The following is an 18,554-nucleotide window of genomic DNA, read 5'->3' as shown; positions in this document are numbered from 1 at the left end:
TTAATCCCCGTCAAACGCCGCGTGACGCAGGGCAGTTCGCACCTTTCCCCCACCTCCCTCCCAACAGGAGTCCTCGGTGTTCCAGCACAGAGCTGTGCGTACGTCTCTCCTCGCCACCGCCGTCACGGTCACCCTCCTCGCCACCGCCGGCCAGGCCTCGACGCAGGCGGCGGAACGGATCACCCCCACGGCCGCCCCCGCGGCCACCTTCGCCGCCGGAGCCCAGGGCGCCGCGGCGCCCAGCCCCTTCGACGAGGTCGACCGCCGGGCCGACGCCGAGCCGCTCGTCCCGGCGCCCGCCCCGGCCCCCGGCGGCAGGGCCGTCACCGACGGCCGGGTGCCCGGCGCCGCCCCCGCCGTGGAGGCCCCGGGCTCCACCGCGGCCGCCGAACGCACCGAGAAGAGCCGCACGTCCGCCCAGGCCGCGCCCACCGCCAAGAGCGTCGCCGCCGGCGTCCCCTGCACCCTCGACGGGATCAAGAACCTCACCCCGGAGCAGTTCGCCGACTTCCTCGGCGACCAGGCCGTCACCGCCGACGGCTGCCTGCGCGGCCTGATCTGGACCTGGGACGCCCGCCTGGCGCCCGTCATGTCCGACGCCCACGTCCAGGCCGTCTCCCGCCGGATATCCAGCCTGGCCGCCGCCCACGACGGCCGTAACTCCTCCCATCTGGAGGAGATGTTCACCTACCTGCACGCCGTCGCCTACCACGACTTCTCCCGCGACGAGATCGACGTCACCGACGCCCCCACCACCGCCGCGATACGCCAGGCCATCGCCGACTTCGGCAACGCCGCACGGACCTTCGACGTCACCCCGTCCAACGCCCGCACCCTGCGCGAGGCCCTCTACGCCGCCGGCCCCGGCCTGCGCCACCACCAGATCGGCCTGATCAAGAAGGTCCTGGCCACCATGGACCCGGCCCACCCGGCCACCAACCTCGACGCGGGCTGGGCCGGCGCCGTCCTTGCCGCCCTCTCCACCAACTACCTGGGCGTCTACCCCGGCAACCAGGACGCGGCCTTCCACGCGGCGGTCGCGGGGGACGCCTCGTACCGCGCCGCCTTCAAGGCCTTCGCCGACTACACGTACCTCAAGGGCACCGGCAACGCCTGGGTGGCGCGCGACGCCCTCAGCGAGTACGCCCGCTTCGGCCAGGTGGAGGGCCTCAAGGACCAGGTCGTCGCCGACCTCGGCGGCATGCTGGACCGCGTCAGGTCCGGCCACGGCACCGACGCCTGGGCGAAGATCGTCTCCTGGCTCAACTTCTACGGCGCCTGCAAGCAGTACGGGGTCTGCAAGGAGGACATCGAGAAGCAGCTCTTCCCGTACACCTACAGCTACGACAACGGCGCCATCAAGGTCCGCACCGCCCTCGACAAGGCCACCGTCGACCAGCTCTACTACGCCAGCAAGCAGGTCAAGACGCAGTTCCACCGCGTCATAGGCACCGACCAGCCGCTCGCCGGGGACCCCAACAGCACCCTCAACATCGTGCTGTACGCCTCCCGCGCCGACTACGAGAACTACCACCCGATCCTGACCGGCTACGGCACCAACAACGGCGGCATCTACATCGAGAACGGCGCCACCTTCTACACCTACCAGCGCCGCGTCCCGCAGGACTCCTCCCTCACCCTGGAAGAGCTCTTCCGTCACGAGTACACCCACTACCTCAACGGCCGCTTCGCCGTGCCCGGCTCCTTCGGCCAGGGCCCCTGGTACGAGGGCGACCGCACGACCGCCATGGACGAGGGCACCGCCGAGTTCTTCGACGGCGCCACCCGCGACAACGGCATCGCCGTCCGCAAGTCCCTGGTCAAGAGCGTCATCAACGACACCGCCGGCGGCGGGCCGCGCATGACCGTCGAGCAGCTGCTCAACGCGACCTACGACGGTGACGGCTTCCGCTTCTACAGCTACGCGGGCACCTTCTTCGAGTTCCTGTGGACCGAGAAGCCCTCGCTGCTGCGCGAGATGTACGGGTACCTGCGCGCCAACGACGTCGCCGGGTACGACGCGTGGCGCCACCGCACGGGCGCGGACACCTACCTCCAGCGCGACTACAACCGCTTCCTGGACGCCCAGATCGCCAAGGTGGACCAGCTCTACGTCCCGAACACCGCCTTCACCCCCAACGAGCGGCTGCGCGACGCCGCGCTCGCCTCGGTGAAGTCCTCCTTCGCGGCGGCCACGTACAACACGCCCGACTGCGTGGAGAACGGCGACCCCGGCAAGCGCCGCTTCACCTGTACCGGCCGGATCACCGCCAACCTGAAGAACTGGCGCAGTGACGACCAGAACTTCAAGGACATGTCGGAGACGGTGGACTACTTCATCCTCGACCGGGCGGGGGCCGCCTCCAACAACCTCGCCGACATGAACTGCTCCTTCGGCCCGGTGGAGATCTGGGACAACAAGGCGGCGGGCACCTCCTCCTACAGCTGCGAAGGCCCGCTCCGCAGCTGACCGCGCGCCCGGCCGGCCCCGGATCCGTACGGGGGGCGGGGCCGGCCGGGCCACCCTAGGCACTCTCAAAAGAATGTGACATATTACTGACCATGGACGTCGTGATCATTGGCGCCGGCGTCGTCGGAGCCGCGTGCGCGTACTACGCGAGCCGCTCCGGCCTCTCCGTGGCGGTGGTGGACCGCGGCCCCGTCGCGGGCGGCACCACCGGCGCGGGCGAGGGCAACCTGCTCGTCTCCGACAAGGGGGCCGGCCCCGAACTCGGCCTGGCCCTCCTGTCGGCGCAACTCTGGCGGGACCTCGCCGCCGAACTCCCGCACGCCGTCGAGTACGAGACCAAGGGCGGCCTGGTCGTCGCCCCGGACGACACCACCCTCAAGGCCCTGCGCGACTTCGCCGAGGGCCAGCGCGCCGCCGGGGTCGTCTCCGCCGAGGTGGGCCCGGACGCCCTGTACGACCTGGAGCCCCACCTGGCCCGGGGCCTGGCGGGCGGCTTCCACTACCCCCAGGACGCCCAGGTCCAGCCCGCCCAGGCGGCGGCCCAGCTCCTCAAGGCGTCAGGCGCCGAACTCCACTTGGGGGAGGAGGTCACGGGCCTCCTCACCCACAACGGGAACATCACGGGCGTCCGCACGGCCCACCGCACCCTCCACGCACCCCACGTCGTGAACGCGGCGGGCACATGGGCCGGCACCATCGCGGCTCTCGCGGGAACGGACCTGCCCGTCCTCCCCCGCAGGGGCTTCGTCCTGGTCACGGAACCCCTGCCCCCCGTCATCCGCCACAAGGTCTACGCGGCGGACTACGTCGCCGACGTGGCCAGCGACTCGGCGGCGCTCCAGTCCTCCGGAGTGGTCGAGGGCACCCCTTCCGGCCCGGTCCTCATCGGCGCCACCCGCGAACGCGTCGGCTTCGACCGCACCCTCTCCACCGAGGCCCTCCGCCGCCTGGCCGCCCAGGCCGCGGCGCTCTTCCCCTTCCTGGCGGACGTCCGCGTCATGCGTACCTACCACGGCTTCCGCCCCTACCTCCCGGACCACCTCCCGGCGATCGGCGCCGACCCCCGGGTGCCCGGTCTCTTCCACGCCTGCGGCCACGAGGGCGCCGGCATCGGCCTGGCCCCCGCGACGGGAGCTCTCATCGCCGCCGCCCTGACCGGAGCCGAACCCCCGGCGCCCCCGCACCCGTTCCGCCCGGACCGGTTCCCGGAGGGGACGGGGACGGGGCGGGGTGTCGTCCGGGACTAAAACGAGATGATTTCGGCGCGCGGTACCTCGTACAGCCGGACCCGGATCAGGCGCCGAACATCGAAGCCCGTCCCGGACGACACCCCGCCCCGTACTCGGCCCCGGCCCCGCAGCCACCCCACCCGCACCCCACCCGCACCCCGCCCGGCCAGGGCAACGGCACACCGACCAACCCCGAGGAGACCCCTGATGCGCAGCCCGCGCGAGCTGGTGGGCGGCAGCCCGGAGGCTACGTTCCCCGTGACCTTCGACGGCCGCGAACTCCCGGCCCAGCAGGGCCAGTCCCTCGCGGCCGTCCTCTGGGCCGCCGGAATCCTCGCCTGGCGCACCACCCGCGAGGGCGGCACCCCCCGCGGGGCCTTCTGCGGCATCGGCGCCTGCTACGACTGCCTCGCCACCGTCAACGGCCGCCCCAACCAGCGGGCCTGCCTCGTCCCGGCCCGCCCCGGAGACTCCGTCACCACCCAGGAGGGCACCGGCCATGCCGACCTCGCCGTCTGAGCACACCACCCCGGACCGGACCGCCGACCTGGCGGTGATCGGCGCCGGCCCCGCCGGCCTGGCCGCGGCCGTCACCGCCGCCCGCCTCGGTCTGCGCGTCACCCTCCTGGACGCCGCCGACCGCCCCGGCGGCCAGTACTACCGCCACCCCGCCCCCGCCCTCGGCGCCACCCGCCCCCAGGCCCTGCACCACGGCTGGCGCGCCTTCGCCACCCGTGAGGCCGCCCTCCGCGCCCACCGCGAGGCGGGCCGCGTCACGTACCTCCCGGCCCACCACGTCTGGACGGTGGTCCCGGCCGGGGAAGACGGCTGGATCCTGCACGCCGTGGCGGGCCACGCCCCCGACGAGACCCCGGCGGCCCTCCGCGCCCGCCACGTCCTCCTGGCCACCGGCGCCTACGAGCGCCAGCTGCCGTTCCCCGGCTGGACCCTCCCCGGGGTGGTCGGCGCCGGCGGCGCCCAGGCCATGCTGAAGAACAACCTCGTCCTGCCCGGCCGCCGCGTCGTCGTCGCCGGCTCCGGCCCCCTCCTGCTCGCCGTGGCCGGTTCCCTCGCCGCCGCGGGGGCCACCGTCCCCGCCGTGGTCGAGGCCGCCGCGTACACCGCGTACGCCCCCCAGGCCCCCGCCCTCCTGCGCAACCCCGCCAAGCTCGTCGAAGGCGCCGCGTACGGCGGCGCCCTGCTGCGCCACGGCGTCCGGCTGCTGACCCGGCACGCCGTCACCGAGGCGCACGGCACCACCCGCGTGGAGGCCGTCACCGTCACCCGCCTCGACGGCGACTGGCAGCCCCTGCCCGGCACGGCGCGCCGGATCCCCTGCGACGCCCTCGCCGTGGGCCACGGCCTGGTGCCGCAGCTGGAACTGGCCACCGCCCTCGGCTGCGCCACCCGCGAGACGGCCGACGGCACGGCCGCCCTGGACGTGGACGCGGAGCAGCGCACCTCGGTGCCCGGCATCTGGTCCGCCGGGGAGACGGGCGGCATCGGCGGAGCCGAACTCGCCCTCACCGAGGGGGAGATCGCCGCGCACGCGGCAGCGGGCCGCCCGGCCCCCGCCGCCCTGGTCCGCCGCCGCGCCCGGCTGCGCGCCTTCGCCGACGCGATGGCCGCCGCCCACCGCCCGGGTACCGGCTGGACGGGCTGGCTGCGGGAGGAGACGGACGTCTGCCGCTGCGAGGAGGTCCCGGCCGGCCGGATCCGCGAGGCGGTGCGGGACCTGGGGGCGCGGGACGCCCGTACGGTCAAGCTCCTCACCCGGGCCGGAATGGGCTGGTGCCAGGGCCGGATGTGCGGTCCGGCCGTGGCGGCCCTGGCGGGCGGGGCCCCGGCACCCGACCGGCGCCCCCTGTCCTGCCCGGTCCCGCTGCGCCACCTCGCGGCCCTGGAGCCGCAGGCTCCGCCGCCGGCGTCACCGGACGCCGAACTTCCCGCCCCGGGCCACTGATCGGGTCCGCCCGGACCCTTGTGGCCGACTCACGCCCACTAGTAAAATGTCACACACCACACTAGGGAGTCCTTCATGACCCACGCGCCCACCCCCGCGCCCAGCGCCGACACCCGCACCCGCCCCTGGCACGGCATCATGGTCGCCACCGCCCTGCCCCTGCGCGCGGACCTCTCCGTCGACCACGACGCCTACGCCGAACACGTCGCCTGGCTCATCGCCAACGGCTGCGACGGCGTCGTCCCCAACGGCTCCCTCGGCGAGTACCAGACCCTCACCGACGAGGAGCGGGCCCGTGTCGTCCGCACCGCCGTCGAGGCCGCCGGCGACGGCGCCCGCGTGATGCCCGGCGTGGCCGCGTACGGCAGCGCCGAGGCCCGCCGCTGGGCCGACCAGGCCGCCGAGGCCGGCGCGGGCTCGGTCCTGCTCCTGCCCCCCAACGCCTTCCGCGCCGACGACGAGACCGTGCGCGCCCACTACGCCGAGGTCGCCCGGTCGGGCCTGCCGGTGGTCGCGTACAACAACCCGTACGACACCAAGGTCGACCTGACCCCCGCGCTCCTCGCCCGCCTGCACGCCGACGGCAGCATCGTCGCCGTCAAGGAGTTCAGCGGAGACGTCCGCCGCGCCTACGAGATCGCCGAGCTCGCCCCGGGCCTCGACCTGCTCATCGGCGCCGACGACGTCCTGCTCGAACTCGCCCTCGCCGGCGCCGTCGGCTGGATCGCCGGCTACCCCAACGCCCTGCCGCGGTCCTGCGCGACCCTGTACCGGGCCGCCGTCGCCGGCGACCTCGCCACCGCCCTGCCGCTCTACAAGTCCCTGCACTCCCTGCTGCGCTGGGACTCCAAGACCGAGTTCGTCCAGGCCATCAAGCTCTCCATGGACCTCGCCGGACGCCCCGGCGGCGCCACCCGCCCCCCGCGCTTCCCCCTCACCGGGGAGACCGAGGCCGCCGTGCGCGCCGCCACCGAGAAGGCCCTGGCCGAAGGCCTCAACTGATCCCCGGGGGGACTGGAATGCGCACGCGCCACATCTACCACGCCGTGGACTCCCACACCGAGGGCATGCCCACGCGGGTGATCACCGGCGGCGTCGGGGTGATCCCCGGTGCCACCATGGCCGACAAGCGGCTCCACTTCATGGAGCACATGGACCACGTCCGCACCCTGCTCATGTACGAACCGCGCGGCCACGCGGCGATGAGCGGTGCCATCCTGCAGCCCCCCACCCGGCCCGACGCCGACTTCGGCGTGCTCTACATCGAGGTGTCGGGCCTGCTGCCCATGTGCGGGCACGGGACGATCGGGGTGGCCACCGTCCTGGTCGAGACCGGCATGGTCCCGGCCGTCGAGCCGGTCACCACGGTCCGGCTCGACACCCCGGCCGGACTGGTGAGCGTCGACGTACGCGTCGAGGACGGCGCGGCCACCGCCGTCACCCTCACCAACGTCCCGGCCTTCTGCGTGGGCCTCGGCCTGAAGGCCGAGGTGCCCGGATTCGGCACGGTCGGCTACGACCTCGCCTACGGCGGCAACTTCTACGCCTTCGTCGAACTCGACGCCCTCGGACTGCCCTTCGACCGGGCCCGCAAGGACGACCTGATCGCCGCCGGCCTCGCGGTCATGGACGCGGTCAACGCCGGACCCGACCGCCCCGTCCACCCCGAGAACCCCTCCATCGCCGGGGTCAAGCACGTCTATCTCGCCGCCCCCGGCTCCGACGCCCGCCGCTCCCGGCACGCCATGGCCATCCACCCCGGCTGGTTCGACCGCTCGCCCTGCGGTACGGGGACCAGCGCGCGCATGGCCCAGCTGCACGCCCGGGGGCTGCTGCCGCTCGGCACGGACTTCGTCAACGAGTCCTTCATCGGCACCGAGTTCACCGGCCGCCTCGTCGGGGAGACCACGGTCGGCGGCCGGCCGGCGGTGGTCCCCACCGTCACCGGGCGGGCCTGGATCACCGGCACCGCCCAGTACTTCCTCGACCCGACCGACCCCTTCCCCGGAGGGTTCCTGCTGTGACCACCGTCCGCACCACCGACTACCACACGGCGGGCGAGCCCTTCCGGATCGTCGACTTCACCGCCGGCGGGCTGCCCCCCGTCCCCGGTGACACCGTCGCCGAGCGCTGCGCCACGGCCATCGGCCCCGGGGGCTCCGGCACCATGCCGCGCCGCAGCCCGCTGGACGAGGTGCGGCGCCTGCTGGTGCAGGAGCCGCGCGGGCACGCCGGCATGTACGGGGGGTTCGTGGTGCCCCCGGACGACGACGGCGCCCACCTGGGGGTGCTGTTCTGGCACAAGGACGGCTACTCCACCGCCTGTGGCCACGGCACCATGGCGCTCGGCGCCTGGGCCGTGGACACCGGCCGCGTCCCGGCGCCCGACGACGGGGACGCCCAGGTCCGCATCGACGTGCCGTCGGGCCGGGTCACCGCCACCGTCCACCGGTCCCAGGGCCGCACCAGCGGGGTCACCTTCCGCAACGTCCCGGCCCGGGTGGCCGCCCGCAAGGTCCCGGTCGCCACCACCCTCGGCCTCGCGGAGGTGGACATCGCCCACGCCGGGGCCTGCTACGCCTCGGTCGCCGCGCGGGACCTCGGCCTGGAGGTCACCCGCGCCGCCCTGCCCGAGCTCGTGCGCGCCGGACGGGAGGTCCGGGCCGCCCTGGCCACCCACCCGGCGACCTGGCACCCCGGCGGCCCGCTGCTGTCCGGGGTCTACGGGGTGGTGCTGTACGAGGAGCTCCCCGACACCCCCTTCGGGCCGCACCAGCGCAACGTCACCGTCTTCGCCGACGGGCAGGTCGACCGCTCGCCCTGCGGTTCGGGCACCTCCGCCCGGCTCGCGCTGCTGGCGGAGGACGGCCGGCTGGGGGCGGGGGAGGACCTGCTGCACGAGTCGGTGACCGGCACCGTCTTCACCGGGCGGTTCCTCGCGGGCGGGGTCACCGAGGTCACCGGGGCCGCCTACCGCACCGGCGAGCACGCCTTCACCGCCGACCCGTACGACGCCCTCGGCGCGGGCTTCCTGCTGTGACGGGCCTCCCCGCCGCGGGCCTCCTCCAGCTGGACGCCCGCGAGACGGCCGGCCTGCTCACCGCGGGGCGGGCCGCCGACGCCCTGGAGGCCGCCCTGCGCGCCGGCCTGGACCCGGAGGCCTGCCCGCAGCGCACCAGCGTGCCGGCGCCCGGCGGCGAACTGCTGCTGATGCCGGCCGCGTCGGGCGCGTACGCGGGGGTGAAGATCGCCGGGGTGGCCCCCGGCAACCCGGCGCGGGGACTGCCCCGGATCACCGGCAGCTACCTCCTGCTGGACGGCCCCACCCTGCGCCCGCTGGCCCTCCTGGACGGCGCCGCCCTGACGGCCCTGCGCACCCCGGCGGTCTCCGCGCTCGCCCTGCGGTACCTGACCGCTCCCGGGCGCCCGCTGCGGCTGGTGCTGTTCGGCTCGGGACCGCAGGCGTACGGGCACCTCGAAGCGGTGCTGGAACTGCGGGACCTGGCCGGGGCGGTGGTGGTGGCCCGCGACCCGGGCCGCGCGGAACGGCTCGCGGCGCACGCGCGGGGCCTGGGCGTCCCGGCCCGCACGGGCACGCCCGCCGACGTGGCCGGAGCCGACCTGGTCCTGTGCTGCACCACCGCCCGCGAGCCGCTCTTCGACGGGCGTCTGGTGGCCCCGGGGGCGGTGGTCGTCGCCGTCGGCTCGCACGAGCCGGACGCCCGGGAGACCGACACCGCCCTCGTGCGACGCGCGGCGGTGTACGTGGAGTCGCGGGCGGCCGCGCTGCGCGAGGCCGGGGACCTGCTGGTGCCGGAGGCCGAGGGGGCGATCGGGCCCGGTCACATCGCCGGCACCCTCGCCGACCTGGTCTCGGGGCGCAATGGCCCGGGCGGGAGGCCGAGTTGTCCACAGCTCTTCAAGAGCGTGGGCATGGCCTGGGAAGATCTTGCCGTCGCGGTGGCGATGTACCACGCGACCGGAGCGAACAGCGAAACGTGACATTGTACGCTGTTCCTCCGCACGTCGGTGGTGTGCGGGGTCTCGGAGGAAGAGCAATGGGTGACCTGAAGCAGCACAGTCTCATCAAGGCCCAGGAGCGGCTGCGCGACCAGGTCGGCCACGCCCTGCGCGCCGCGCTGATAGCGGGTGAGCTGCGCCCCGGCAGCGTCTACTCGGCCCCGGGCCTCGCCGCCGAGCTCGGGGTCTCGGCCACCCCGGTCCGCGAGGCCATGCTGGACCTCGCCCGCGAGGGCCTGGTGGAGCCGGTCCGCAACAAGGGCTTCCGGATCACCGAGGTCAGCGAGCGCGACCTCGACCAGTACACCGAACTCCGCACGATGATCGAGGTCCCGACCGTCGGCCGGGTCACCCGGATGGCCACGGCGGAGCAGCTGGAGCAGCTGCGCCCGGTCGCCGAGGAGATCGTCAGCAGCGCCCGCGAGCACAACCTCATCGGCTACCTGGAGGCCGACCGCCGCTTCCACCTCGGGCTGCTCGCCCTCGCCGGCAACGAGCGCCTGGTCGAGACCGTCGGCGACCTGCGCAAGCGCTCCCGGCTGTACGGCCTCACGGGCCTGGACGAGGCCGGCAAGCTGGTCTCCTCCGCCGAGGAGCACATCGAGCTGCTCGACCTGATGATCGCCGGTGACGCGGAGGCGGCCGAGGCCTGCATGCAGCGCCACCTGGGCCACGTCCGCTCGCTCTGGGCGCAGGGCCGCGACGAGCCCGTGGGCCGCCCCCAGGGCGGTCTCGGCTCGGGCGTCTGACCCCGCAGGGCCCGGACCTATCGGTCCGGGCCCAACTCGCGTTTCCGGCAACGGATTTGGACACGGCTGAATAACGGCGGCGGCAACCTCTTGTCAGTACAATTTCACATTACTATGTTACCGGTCACATCCTAAAGCGCGTGCTCAAGCGTGCTGAAGCGCGGCCCTTCCCTGGAGTGACCCATGACCAAGCGCACCCAGCTCACCCTCGCCACCGCCCTGGTGGCGGCGCTCGTACTCGGCGCCTCGGGATGCTCCGACCCCAAGAAGGGCCCCGCGGCCGGCGGCGCGTCCAACCCCGCCGCCGGCAACGACGGGAAGGTCCTGGGCGGTACCCCGGTCAAGGGCGGCACCCTCACCGTCCTGTCCAACCAGGACTTCTCCCACCTGGACCCGGCCCGCAACTGGACGATGCCGACGATGGACTTCGGCACCCGGCTGCTCTACCGCACGCTCGTCACCTTCAAGGCGGAGCCCGGCAAGGCCGGCAGTGAGCTCGTCCCCGACCTCGCCACCGACCTCGGCACCCCCTCCAACGGCGGCCGCACCTGGACCTTCACCCTCAAGGAAGGCCTCAAGTACGAGGACGGCAGCCCCATCAAGGCCCAGGACGTCAAGTACAACGTCGAGCGCTCCTTCGCCCCCGACCTGACCGGCGGCCCCGACTACGCCGCCCAGTACCTGGCCGGCGCCGAGGGCTACAAGGGCCCGCTCCAGGGACAGCACCTCGACTCCGTCAAGACCCCCGACGACCGCACGATCGTCTTCGAACTCAAGCGCCCCGTCGCCGAGTTCTCGCAGACCGCCACCCTCCCCACCTTCGCGCCCGTCCCGCAGTCCCAGGAGAAGGGCACCCAGTACGACGCCCGCCCGTTCTCCTCCGGCCCGTACAAGATCGAGACGTACGACCGCGACAAGAAGCTCGTGCTCGTCCGCAACGAGCACTGGGACCCCAGGACCGACACCGTCCGCAAGGCCTACCCGGACAAGTTCGTGGTCGTCATGGGCCTCAAGGGCGGCCAGATCGACGACCGCATCATCGCCGGCGAGGGCGCCGACGCCTCCGCCGTCGAGTACGCCAACATGCGTCCCGAGAGCGCCCCCAAGGTGCTGCCCAAGCCCGAGGTCAAGGCCCGCATGCTCGCCGAGTCCCAGGGCTGTACGGTCATGCTCCACCTGAACAACTCCCGCGCCCCCTTCAACGACCCCAAGGTCCGCGAGGCCATGCAGTACGCGGTCGACAAGGAGGCCGTCATCACCGCGGGCGGCGGCCCCGCCCTCAACGAGGTCGCCACCGCCTACCTGCCCCCGGCCCTCTCCGGCGGCAAGCAGGCCGACACCCTGAAGATCCCCCCGGCCGGCGACCCGGCCAAGGCGAAGGAACTCCTCAAGGCCGCCGGCAAGGAGAACCTCAAGGTCACCCTCTCCGTCTCCACCGGCGACAAGGGCAAGGCCGAGGCCATCCAGCAGGGCCTGTCCCGGGCCGGCATCCAGGTCGTCATCGACACCGTCGACCCCGGCGCGTACTACGACGTCATCGGCGACCTCTCCACCACCCCCGACATGACCTACACCGGCTGGTGCCCCGACTACCCCTCCGGCTCCACCTGGATGCCCTTCGTCTTCGACGGACGCACCATCAAGGACAAGGGCAACCAGGGCAACTACTCCCAGTTCCGCGACGAGGCCACCATGAAGCGGATCGACGAGATCAACGCGATGGCCGACGCGAAGCAGGCCAACCAGGCCTGGATCGACCTCGACGCCGAGATCATGAAGAAGTCCCCCTCCATCCCGGTCCTCATGGAGCGCAAGCCGCTGCTCGTCGGCCCCAACATCGCCGGCGCCTACGGCCACCCCTCCTGGACCGGCACCATCGACTACGGGACCGTCGGCCTCAAGGACCCGTCCAAGAGCCAGGGCTGAGGAACCCCGAGGCCACCGACACCATGACCACCACCACACCCGGCGCCGCCCCCGCGCCCGACACCCCGGCCGGACGGCCCGCGGCGGCGCCGGGCAGCAGCCCCTGGCAGCTCGCTCGGCGGGAACTGCGCCGTCGCCCCGCCGTCCGCGTCAGCGCCGCCGTCGTCCTCCTCTTCGTCCTCATGGCCCTCACCGCACCCTGGCTCGGGGCGCTCGGCGGCTGGTCCCCGGAGGAGTTCGACAAGAGCGCCGTCGACCCCTACCTCGGCGGCCTCCCGCTCGGCGACCTCGGCGGGATCAGCCCCGAGCACTGGCTCGGCGTCGAACCCGTCACCGGCCGCGACCTGTTCGCCCGCGTCGTCCACGGCGCCCAGGTCTCCCTGCTCATCGCCTTCGCCGCCACCGCCATCGTCGTCCTCGCCGGGACCGCCGCCGGCATCGCGGCCGGCTACTTCGGCGGCCGCACCGACGCCGTCCTGTCCCGGCTGATGGACCTCACCATGTCCTTCCCCTCGCTGATCTTCATGATCGCGATGCTGTCGGTGGCCAAGGACGTCAACCGCATCGCCCTCATGACCGCCGTCATCGGCCTCTTCGGCTGGCCCGGCGTCGCCCGAGTCGTCCGCGGCCAGACCCTCTCCCTCAAACACCGCGAGTACGTCGACGCCGCCCGCGTCGGCGGCGCGAGCGCCTGGCGCATCCTGACCCGCGACATCCTCCCGGGCGTCTCGGGCCCGGTCATCGCCTACACCACCCTGCTCATCCCCGGCATGATCAGCACCGAGGCCGCCCTCAGCTACCTCGGCGTCGGGGTCCGCCCGCCCACCCCGTCCTGGGGCCAGATGATCGCCGAGTCCGTGGCCTTCTACGAGACCGACCCCATGTACTTCGTCATCCCGAGCGTCTTTCTCTTCCTCGCCGTCCTCGCCTTCACCCTCCTCGGCGACGCCCTGCGCGACATCCTCGACCCGAGGGGAGGCCGCAGTTGATCCTCTACCTGCTCCGCCGCCTGCTCGCCCTGGCCGGCGTGCTCCTCGCCATCGCGGCCGTCACCTTCGTCATCTTCTACGTCCTGCCCACCGACCCGGCCGCCGCCGCCTGCGGCAAGACCTGCAGCGCCGAACGGCTGGCCGACGTACGCCAGTACCTCGGCCTCGACCAGCCCCTGTGGCGGCAGTTCGCCGACTTCCTCACCGGCATCTTCACCGGCCGCACCCTCGGCTCCGGCCAGTACGCCGTCCAGTGCGACTTCCCCTGCCTGGGCTACTCCTACGAGAACTCCCTGCCCGTCTGGGACCTGCTGATGGACCGGCTCCCCGTCTCCGCCTCCCTCGCCGTCGGCGCCGCCGCCCTCTGGCTGCTGCTGGGCCTCGGCGCCGGCGTCACCGCCGCCCTGCGCAAGGACACCGCCACCGACAAGGCCCTCATGGTCGGCGCCGTCGCCGCCGCCTCCCTGCCGGTCTACTTCACCTCCGTCGTGCTCATCTACGGAGTCATCCGCGTTGCCGGACTGCTGCCCTACCCCAGCTACCAGGCCTTCACCGACGACCCCCTCGCCTGGGCCTCCAACCTGCTGCTGCCCTGGACCGCGCTCGCCCTGCTCTACGCCGCCATGTACGCCCGCCAGAGCCGCGGCTCGATGATCGAGGCGATGGCCGAGCCCTACATCCGCACCGCCCGCGCCAAGGGCATGCCCGAACGGACCGTCGTCGTCAAACACGGCCTCCGCTCCGGTGTGACCCCCATCCTCACCATCTTCGGCATGGACCTCGGAGGCCTCCTCGCCGGAGCCGTCATCACCGAGTCCATCTTCGGACTCCCCGGCATCGGCAGGCTCTTCTACGGCGCCCTCGTCAGCTCCGACCAGCCCGTCGTCCTCGGCGTCACCCTGCTCGCCGCCTTCTTCATCGTCGTCGCGAACCTCGCCGTCGACCTCCTCTACGCCGTGGTCGACCCGAGGGTGAGGTACTGATGACCACCCCCCTGCTCGAAGTGCGCGACCTGCACGTCACCTTCAGCACCCCGCGCGGGACCGTACGCGCCGTCGACGCGCTCGGCTTCACCGTCGAAGCCGGCCGCACCCTCGGCATCGTCGGCGAATCCGGCTCCGGGAAGTCCGTCACCTCCCTCGCCGTCATGGGCCTGCACCGCACCGGCGCCGAGGTCACCGGCTCCGTCCGGCTCGCCGGACAGGAGCTGAACGGCCTGCCCGAGAAGGAACTGGCCAAGGTCCGCGGCCGCAGGATGGCCATGATCTTCCAGGACCCGCTGTCCAGCCTGCACCCCTACTACACCGTCGGCGAACAGATCGCCGAACACTTCCGCGTGCACTTCCGGGCCGGCCGCGCCGCCGCCCGCAAACGCGCCGTCGACATGCTCGGCGAGGTCGGCATCCCCGAACCCGCCCGCCGGGCCGGGGAGTACCCCCACCAGTTCTCCGGTGGCATGCGCCAGCGCGCCATGATCGCCATGGCCCTGGCCTGCGAACCCGACCTGCTCATCGCCGACGAACCCACCACCGCCCTCGACGTCACCGTCCAGGCCCAGATCCTCGAACTGATCGCCCGCCTCCAGGAGGAACGCGGCCTCGGCGTCGTCATGATCACCCACGACCTGGGGGTGGTGGCCCGCGTCGCCCACGAGGTCCTCGTCATGTACGGCGGCCGGGCCGCCGAACGGGCCGCGGCCGACGAGCTGTTCGCCGGCCCCGCCCACCCCTACACCCGGGGGCTGCTCGACTCCCTGCCCCGCCTCGACAGCCCGGACGACGTCCCGCTGCCCTCCATCCCCGGCTCCCCGCCCTCCCTCCTCCACCGCGACCCCGGCTGCGCCTTCGCCCCCCGCTGCCCGCGCGCCGCCGCCGGCACCCGCGAGGAGCGGGAGCGCTGCACGGGCGAGGTGCCCGAGCCGCGCCCGTACGGGACCCCCGCCCGGACCGCCGCCTGCCACTTCGCCGGCTCCGCCCCCGCCCCCGTCGCCACCCCGGAGGTGTCCCGATGACCGCCCCGGCCACCGGCCAGGACCGGGCCGTACGGCAGGACGCCCCGGCCGGGCCCCTGCTCTCCGTACGGGACCTGACCATGACCTTCCCCGGCAAGCGGTCGCTGACCGGCCGCCGGGCGGCGCCCGTCCGGGCCGTCGACGGCGTCTCCTTCGACCTGGAGCCCGGCCGCACCCTCGGCCTCGTCGGCGAGTCGGGCTGCGGAAAGTCCACCACCGGCCGGATGCTGGTCCGGCTGCTGGAACCCACCTCCGGCAGAGTCACCTTCGACGGCCGCGACATCAGCCGGCTCTCCCAGTCCGCGCTGCGCCCCCTGCGCCGCGACATCCAGATGGTCTTCCAGGACCCCCACTCCTCCCTCAACCCCCGCCAGACGGTCGCCCGGATCATCTCCGACCCGCTGCTGGTGCAGGGCTGGAGCGCGGCGGACGCCCGCCGCCGGGCCGCCGAGCTGATGGAACTGACCGGGCTGATCCCCGAGCACATCGACCGCTACCCGCACGAGTTCTCCGGCGGCCAGGCCCAGCGCATCGGCATCGCCCGCTCGCTGGCCACCAGCCCCCGGCTGGTGATCGCCGACGAACCGGTCTCCGCCCTCGACGTCTCCGTCCAGGCGCAGATCGTCAACCTGATGGAGCGGCTGCGCGCCGAACTGGGCCTGGCCTACGTGTTCATCGCCCACGACCTCTCGGTGGTCAAGCGGGTCAGCGACCGCGTGGCGGTCATGTACCTCGGCCGGATCGTCGAGATCGGGGACAAGAAGTCCCTCTACGAGAACCCGCAGCACCCCTACACCCGGGCGCTGTTGTCCGCCGTACCGCTGCCGGACCCGGCGGCGGAGCGGCGGCGGGAGCGGATCGTGCTCCTCGGCGACCCGCCGAGCCCGGCCGCCCCGCCCCCGGGCTGCACGTTCCACCCGCGCTGCCCCAAGGCGCAGGAGGTCTGCCGCACCGAGCGGCCGTTGCTGCGGCCCGCCGCCTCGCGGGAGGTGGCCTGTCACTTCCCGGGTGACTGACGGGGATCACGGGAAGAAGGGGAGGGCCCCGCGGACGACGACGTCCGCGGGGCCCTTTCCGGTGTGCGGCCCCTTCCGGTGCGCGGGGCTCAGAGGGACAGTTCGCGGCGGAAGAACTCCAGCTCCAGCGCCATGATCTTCTCCCGTGTCCCGCCCGGGGTCATGTGCGTGACGCCGGGCAGCGCGAGCAGCTGGTGCGGGCGGCCCGCGTCGGTGAGGGCCTGCGACAGGCGCAGGGTGTGGGAGGGGTGTACGTTGTCGTCGGCCAGGCCCGTGACAAGCAGCAGGGGCCGGGACAGCCGCGGCGCGTCGGGGATCAGCGAGTCCCGCTCGTAGACCTCGGGGTGTTCCTGCGGAAGGCCGAGGTAGCGCTCGGTGTAGGCGGTGTCGTAGTGCCGGAAGTCGGTCGGTGCGGCCCCGGCGGCCGCCGCGTGGAAGACGTCGGGCCGGCGCAGCACCGCCATCGCCGCCAGGTAGCCGCCGTAGGACCAGCCGCGGACGCCGACCCGGCCGAGGTCGAGGTCGCGGTGGCGTTCGCCGAGCGCTCGCAGCGCGGCGACCTGGTCCTCCAGGGTGACGTCCGAGAAGCCCCGGTACACGGCGTGGGTGTGGGCGGGGGAGACGTACGGGGTGCCCCGGTTGTCGACGGTGACCACGGCGAAGCCCTGGTCGGCCCACCACTGCCGGGCCTGCCAGCGGCGCGGTTCGGCGGAGACGTCCTGGAAGCCGGGGCCGCCGTAGGAGTCCATCAGCACGGGCAGCCTCCGGCCCGGGACGTGGCCGCGCGGCAGCACGAGGGCGGTCGGGAGCCCGAGTTCGGTGACCCGTTCCAGGACCGGCCGCACCCGGTACGGCAGCGGGGCGGACAGGTCGGCGGGCGTGAACTCGCGCCCGTCGGGGGTGCGTACGGTACGCCGGATGCCGTCGGTGTCGGCGCTGGTCAGCAGCAGGGTCCCGGCGGAGGCGGAGACGCCGTGCACGCCGGGCCCGTCGGCGAGCGGGGTCAGCTCGCCGGTGTCGGGGTCCAGCAGCAGCACCTGCTGTTCGGCGGGGTCGCGCAGTCCGGCCTCGATCAGCAGCCGGCCCTCGTGGAGGCCGGCGACCGCGCGGACCTGGATCCCCTCGCCGGTGAGGGGCTTCCCGTCGAGGGCGAGGCCGCGTGCGGTGCCCGCGGGAGTGTCGGCGGCGGTGAGCGTCCGCCCGTCGGGCAGCCGCGCCGGGGTGCCGGGCAGGAGGGGGTCGACCCACTGCGGGTGGGTGGTGCGGGACAGCTCGGTGGTGCGGCCGGTGGCCGGGTCGGCGGCGAGCAGGAGCACGTTGCGCTGGAGCCGGTCCTGCACGGTCAGCAGGATCTCGGTCGCGGACTCCCAGCCCGCGTCGCAGACGTAGGGGAAGGCCCCGGCGTCCCAGTCGAGCCGGACCCGGCCGCCGTCGGGGCCGAGCACCCACAGCTGCACGTCGGCGTTGGGGCCGCCCGCCTCGGGGTACGCGAAGTCCTCGGCCGGCAGCTCCGGGTGCGCCGGGTCGGCGAAGTGGCGGCGCTGGAGGGCGCTCTCGTCGACGCGGGCGGCGAGCAGGGTGACCCCGTCGGGGGACCACCAGTGGCCACGGGTGCGGCCCAGTTCCTCGGCGGCGGCGAACTCGGCCAGGCCCCAGCGGGCCCCGTCGGCGGGGCTGATCCGGCCGCCGGGGTGGACGTGGAGGGCGTCGTCTGCGACGTACGCGGTGCGCGAGCCGTCGGCGTTGGGGCGCGGGTCCAGGGCGGGGCCGGCGGCCGGGAGCGGCTCCGGCGCGGCGGTGCCGTCGCAGGTGACCGCGTACAGCCTGCCGTGGAGGGGGAAGACGGCGCGGCGGCCGTCGCCGGAGAGGGCGTAGGAGCCGATGCCGGCGGCGACGAGGCGGGTGCGTTCGCGCAGGCGGCGCTCGGCGAGGGGGAGTTCACCGGGCGCGGGGGAGAGTTCGCGCGGGTCGGCGAGCCGGGTTTCGGTGCCGGTGGCGGTGTCGAGGACCCAGAGGCCGTCGAGGGCGTCGGTGGGGCCCGTGGAGCGCAGGAACCAGAGGAGGCGACCGTCGTCGCCGAACGAGAAGGCCCTGGGCGAGCCGTGGGTGAACCGGGCCGTGTCGGCGGAGAGCCTGAGGAATGCATCCATGATCGCATTGTGGCATGTGCAATATCACATA

General features: G+C 73.7%; 15 protein-coding genes. 14 read left to right on the top strand and 1 reads right to left on the bottom strand.

Translation table 11 applies throughout. The features are described from left to right. Positions 1-76 precede the first annotated feature (76 nt). From ABD973_RS06765 to ABD973_RS06700, 14 genes are all read left to right on the top strand, one after another. On the top strand, positions 77-2,470 hold the full coding sequence (locus tag ABD973_RS06765) for a collagenase (RefSeq protein WP_345499202.1): 2,394 nt from the start codon (positions 77-79) through the stop codon (positions 2,468-2,470). Positions 2,471-2,562: 92 nt separating this feature from the next. After that, entirely contained in the window at positions 2,563-3,717 is a 1,155-nt protein-coding gene (locus ABD973_RS06760) for an NAD(P)/FAD-dependent oxidoreductase (protein WP_345499200.1), read from the top strand. A 186-nt stretch (positions 3,718-3,903) separates the two neighbouring features. Beyond that, on the top strand, positions 3,904-4,218 hold the full coding sequence (locus ABD973_RS06755; RefSeq protein ID WP_206436674.1) for a (2Fe-2S)-binding protein: 315 nt from the start codon (positions 3,904-3,906) through the stop codon (positions 4,216-4,218). After that, positions 4,199-5,662, top strand: a complete 1,464-nt coding sequence (locus ABD973_RS06750; protein ID WP_345499198.1) for an FAD/NAD(P)-dependent oxidoreductase — start codon at positions 4,199-4,201, stop codon at positions 5,660-5,662. The genes ABD973_RS06755 and ABD973_RS06750 overlap by 20 nt, the downstream gene beginning before the upstream one ends. Positions 5,663-5,737: 75 nt before the next feature. Beyond that, positions 5,738-6,664, top strand: coding sequence for a dihydrodipicolinate synthase family protein (locus ABD973_RS06745; RefSeq protein WP_125602849.1), 927 nt, complete (start codon positions 5,738-5,740; stop codon positions 6,662-6,664). Between the two features lie 17 nt (positions 6,665-6,681). Next, entirely contained in the window at positions 6,682-7,686 is a 1,005-nt protein-coding gene (locus ABD973_RS06740; protein WP_125822878.1) for a proline racemase family protein, read from the top strand. Next, a complete protein-coding gene (locus tag ABD973_RS06735) occupies positions 7,683-8,702 on the top strand; it encodes a proline racemase family protein (protein WP_164720976.1) in 1,020 nt (339 codons plus the stop codon). The genes ABD973_RS06740 and ABD973_RS06735 overlap by 4 nt, the downstream gene beginning before the upstream one ends. Further along, positions 8,699-9,664, top strand: a complete 966-nt coding sequence (locus ABD973_RS06730) for an ornithine cyclodeaminase family protein (protein ID WP_386382180.1) — start codon at positions 8,699-8,701, stop codon at positions 9,662-9,664. Before ABD973_RS06735 ends, ABD973_RS06730 begins: the two co-directional genes overlap by 4 nt. Positions 9,665-9,720: 56 nt before the next feature. Further along, positions 9,721-10,431 (top strand): GntR family transcriptional regulator, encoded by a 711-nt coding sequence (locus ABD973_RS06725; protein WP_125822879.1) that lies wholly within the window; start codon positions 9,721-9,723, stop codon positions 10,429-10,431. Positions 10,432-10,614: 183 nt separating this feature from the next. Further along, positions 10,615-12,357 (top strand): ABC transporter substrate-binding protein, encoded by a 1,743-nt coding sequence (locus ABD973_RS06720; RefSeq protein WP_125822880.1) that lies wholly within the window; start codon positions 10,615-10,617, stop codon positions 12,355-12,357. A gap of 23 nt (positions 12,358-12,380) precedes the next feature. Further along, complete coding sequence (locus tag ABD973_RS06715; protein WP_125822881.1) at positions 12,381-13,346, top strand: ABC transporter permease; 966 nt, start codon at positions 12,381-12,383, stop codon at positions 13,344-13,346. Next, positions 13,343-14,329: an ABC transporter permease gene (locus ABD973_RS06710; RefSeq protein ID WP_125602854.1), complete on the top strand. Its 987-nt coding sequence runs from the start codon at positions 13,343-13,345 to the stop codon at positions 14,327-14,329. The genes ABD973_RS06715 and ABD973_RS06710 overlap by 4 nt, the downstream gene beginning before the upstream one ends. Beyond that, positions 14,329-15,357, top strand: coding sequence for an ABC transporter ATP-binding protein (locus ABD973_RS06705; protein WP_345499188.1), 1,029 nt, complete (start codon positions 14,329-14,331; stop codon positions 15,355-15,357). Before ABD973_RS06710 ends, ABD973_RS06705 begins: the two co-directional genes overlap by 1 nt. Further along, positions 15,354-16,373, top strand: coding sequence for an ABC transporter ATP-binding protein (locus tag ABD973_RS06700; protein WP_345499186.1), 1,020 nt, complete (start codon positions 15,354-15,356; stop codon positions 16,371-16,373). The genes ABD973_RS06705 and ABD973_RS06700 overlap by 4 nt, the downstream gene beginning before the upstream one ends. 89 nt (positions 16,374-16,462) lie before the next feature. Here the strand turns inward: ABD973_RS06700 and ABD973_RS06695 are convergent, their stop codons facing one another. Next, on the bottom strand, positions 16,463-18,523 hold the full coding sequence (locus tag ABD973_RS06695) for a S9 family peptidase (protein ID WP_345499184.1): 2,061 nt from the start codon (positions 18,521-18,523) through the stop codon (positions 16,463-16,465). Between the last annotated feature and the right edge of the window lie 31 nt (positions 18,524-18,554).

This window comes from Streptomyces racemochromogenes, assembly GCF_039535215.1.
GTDB classification, from domain to species: domain Bacteria; phylum Actinomycetota; class Actinomycetes; order Streptomycetales; family Streptomycetaceae; genus Streptomyces; species Streptomyces racemochromogenes.
Note: the sequence above shows the minus strand (reverse complement) of the source record. Positions and strands in the feature narration are given on the sequence as shown.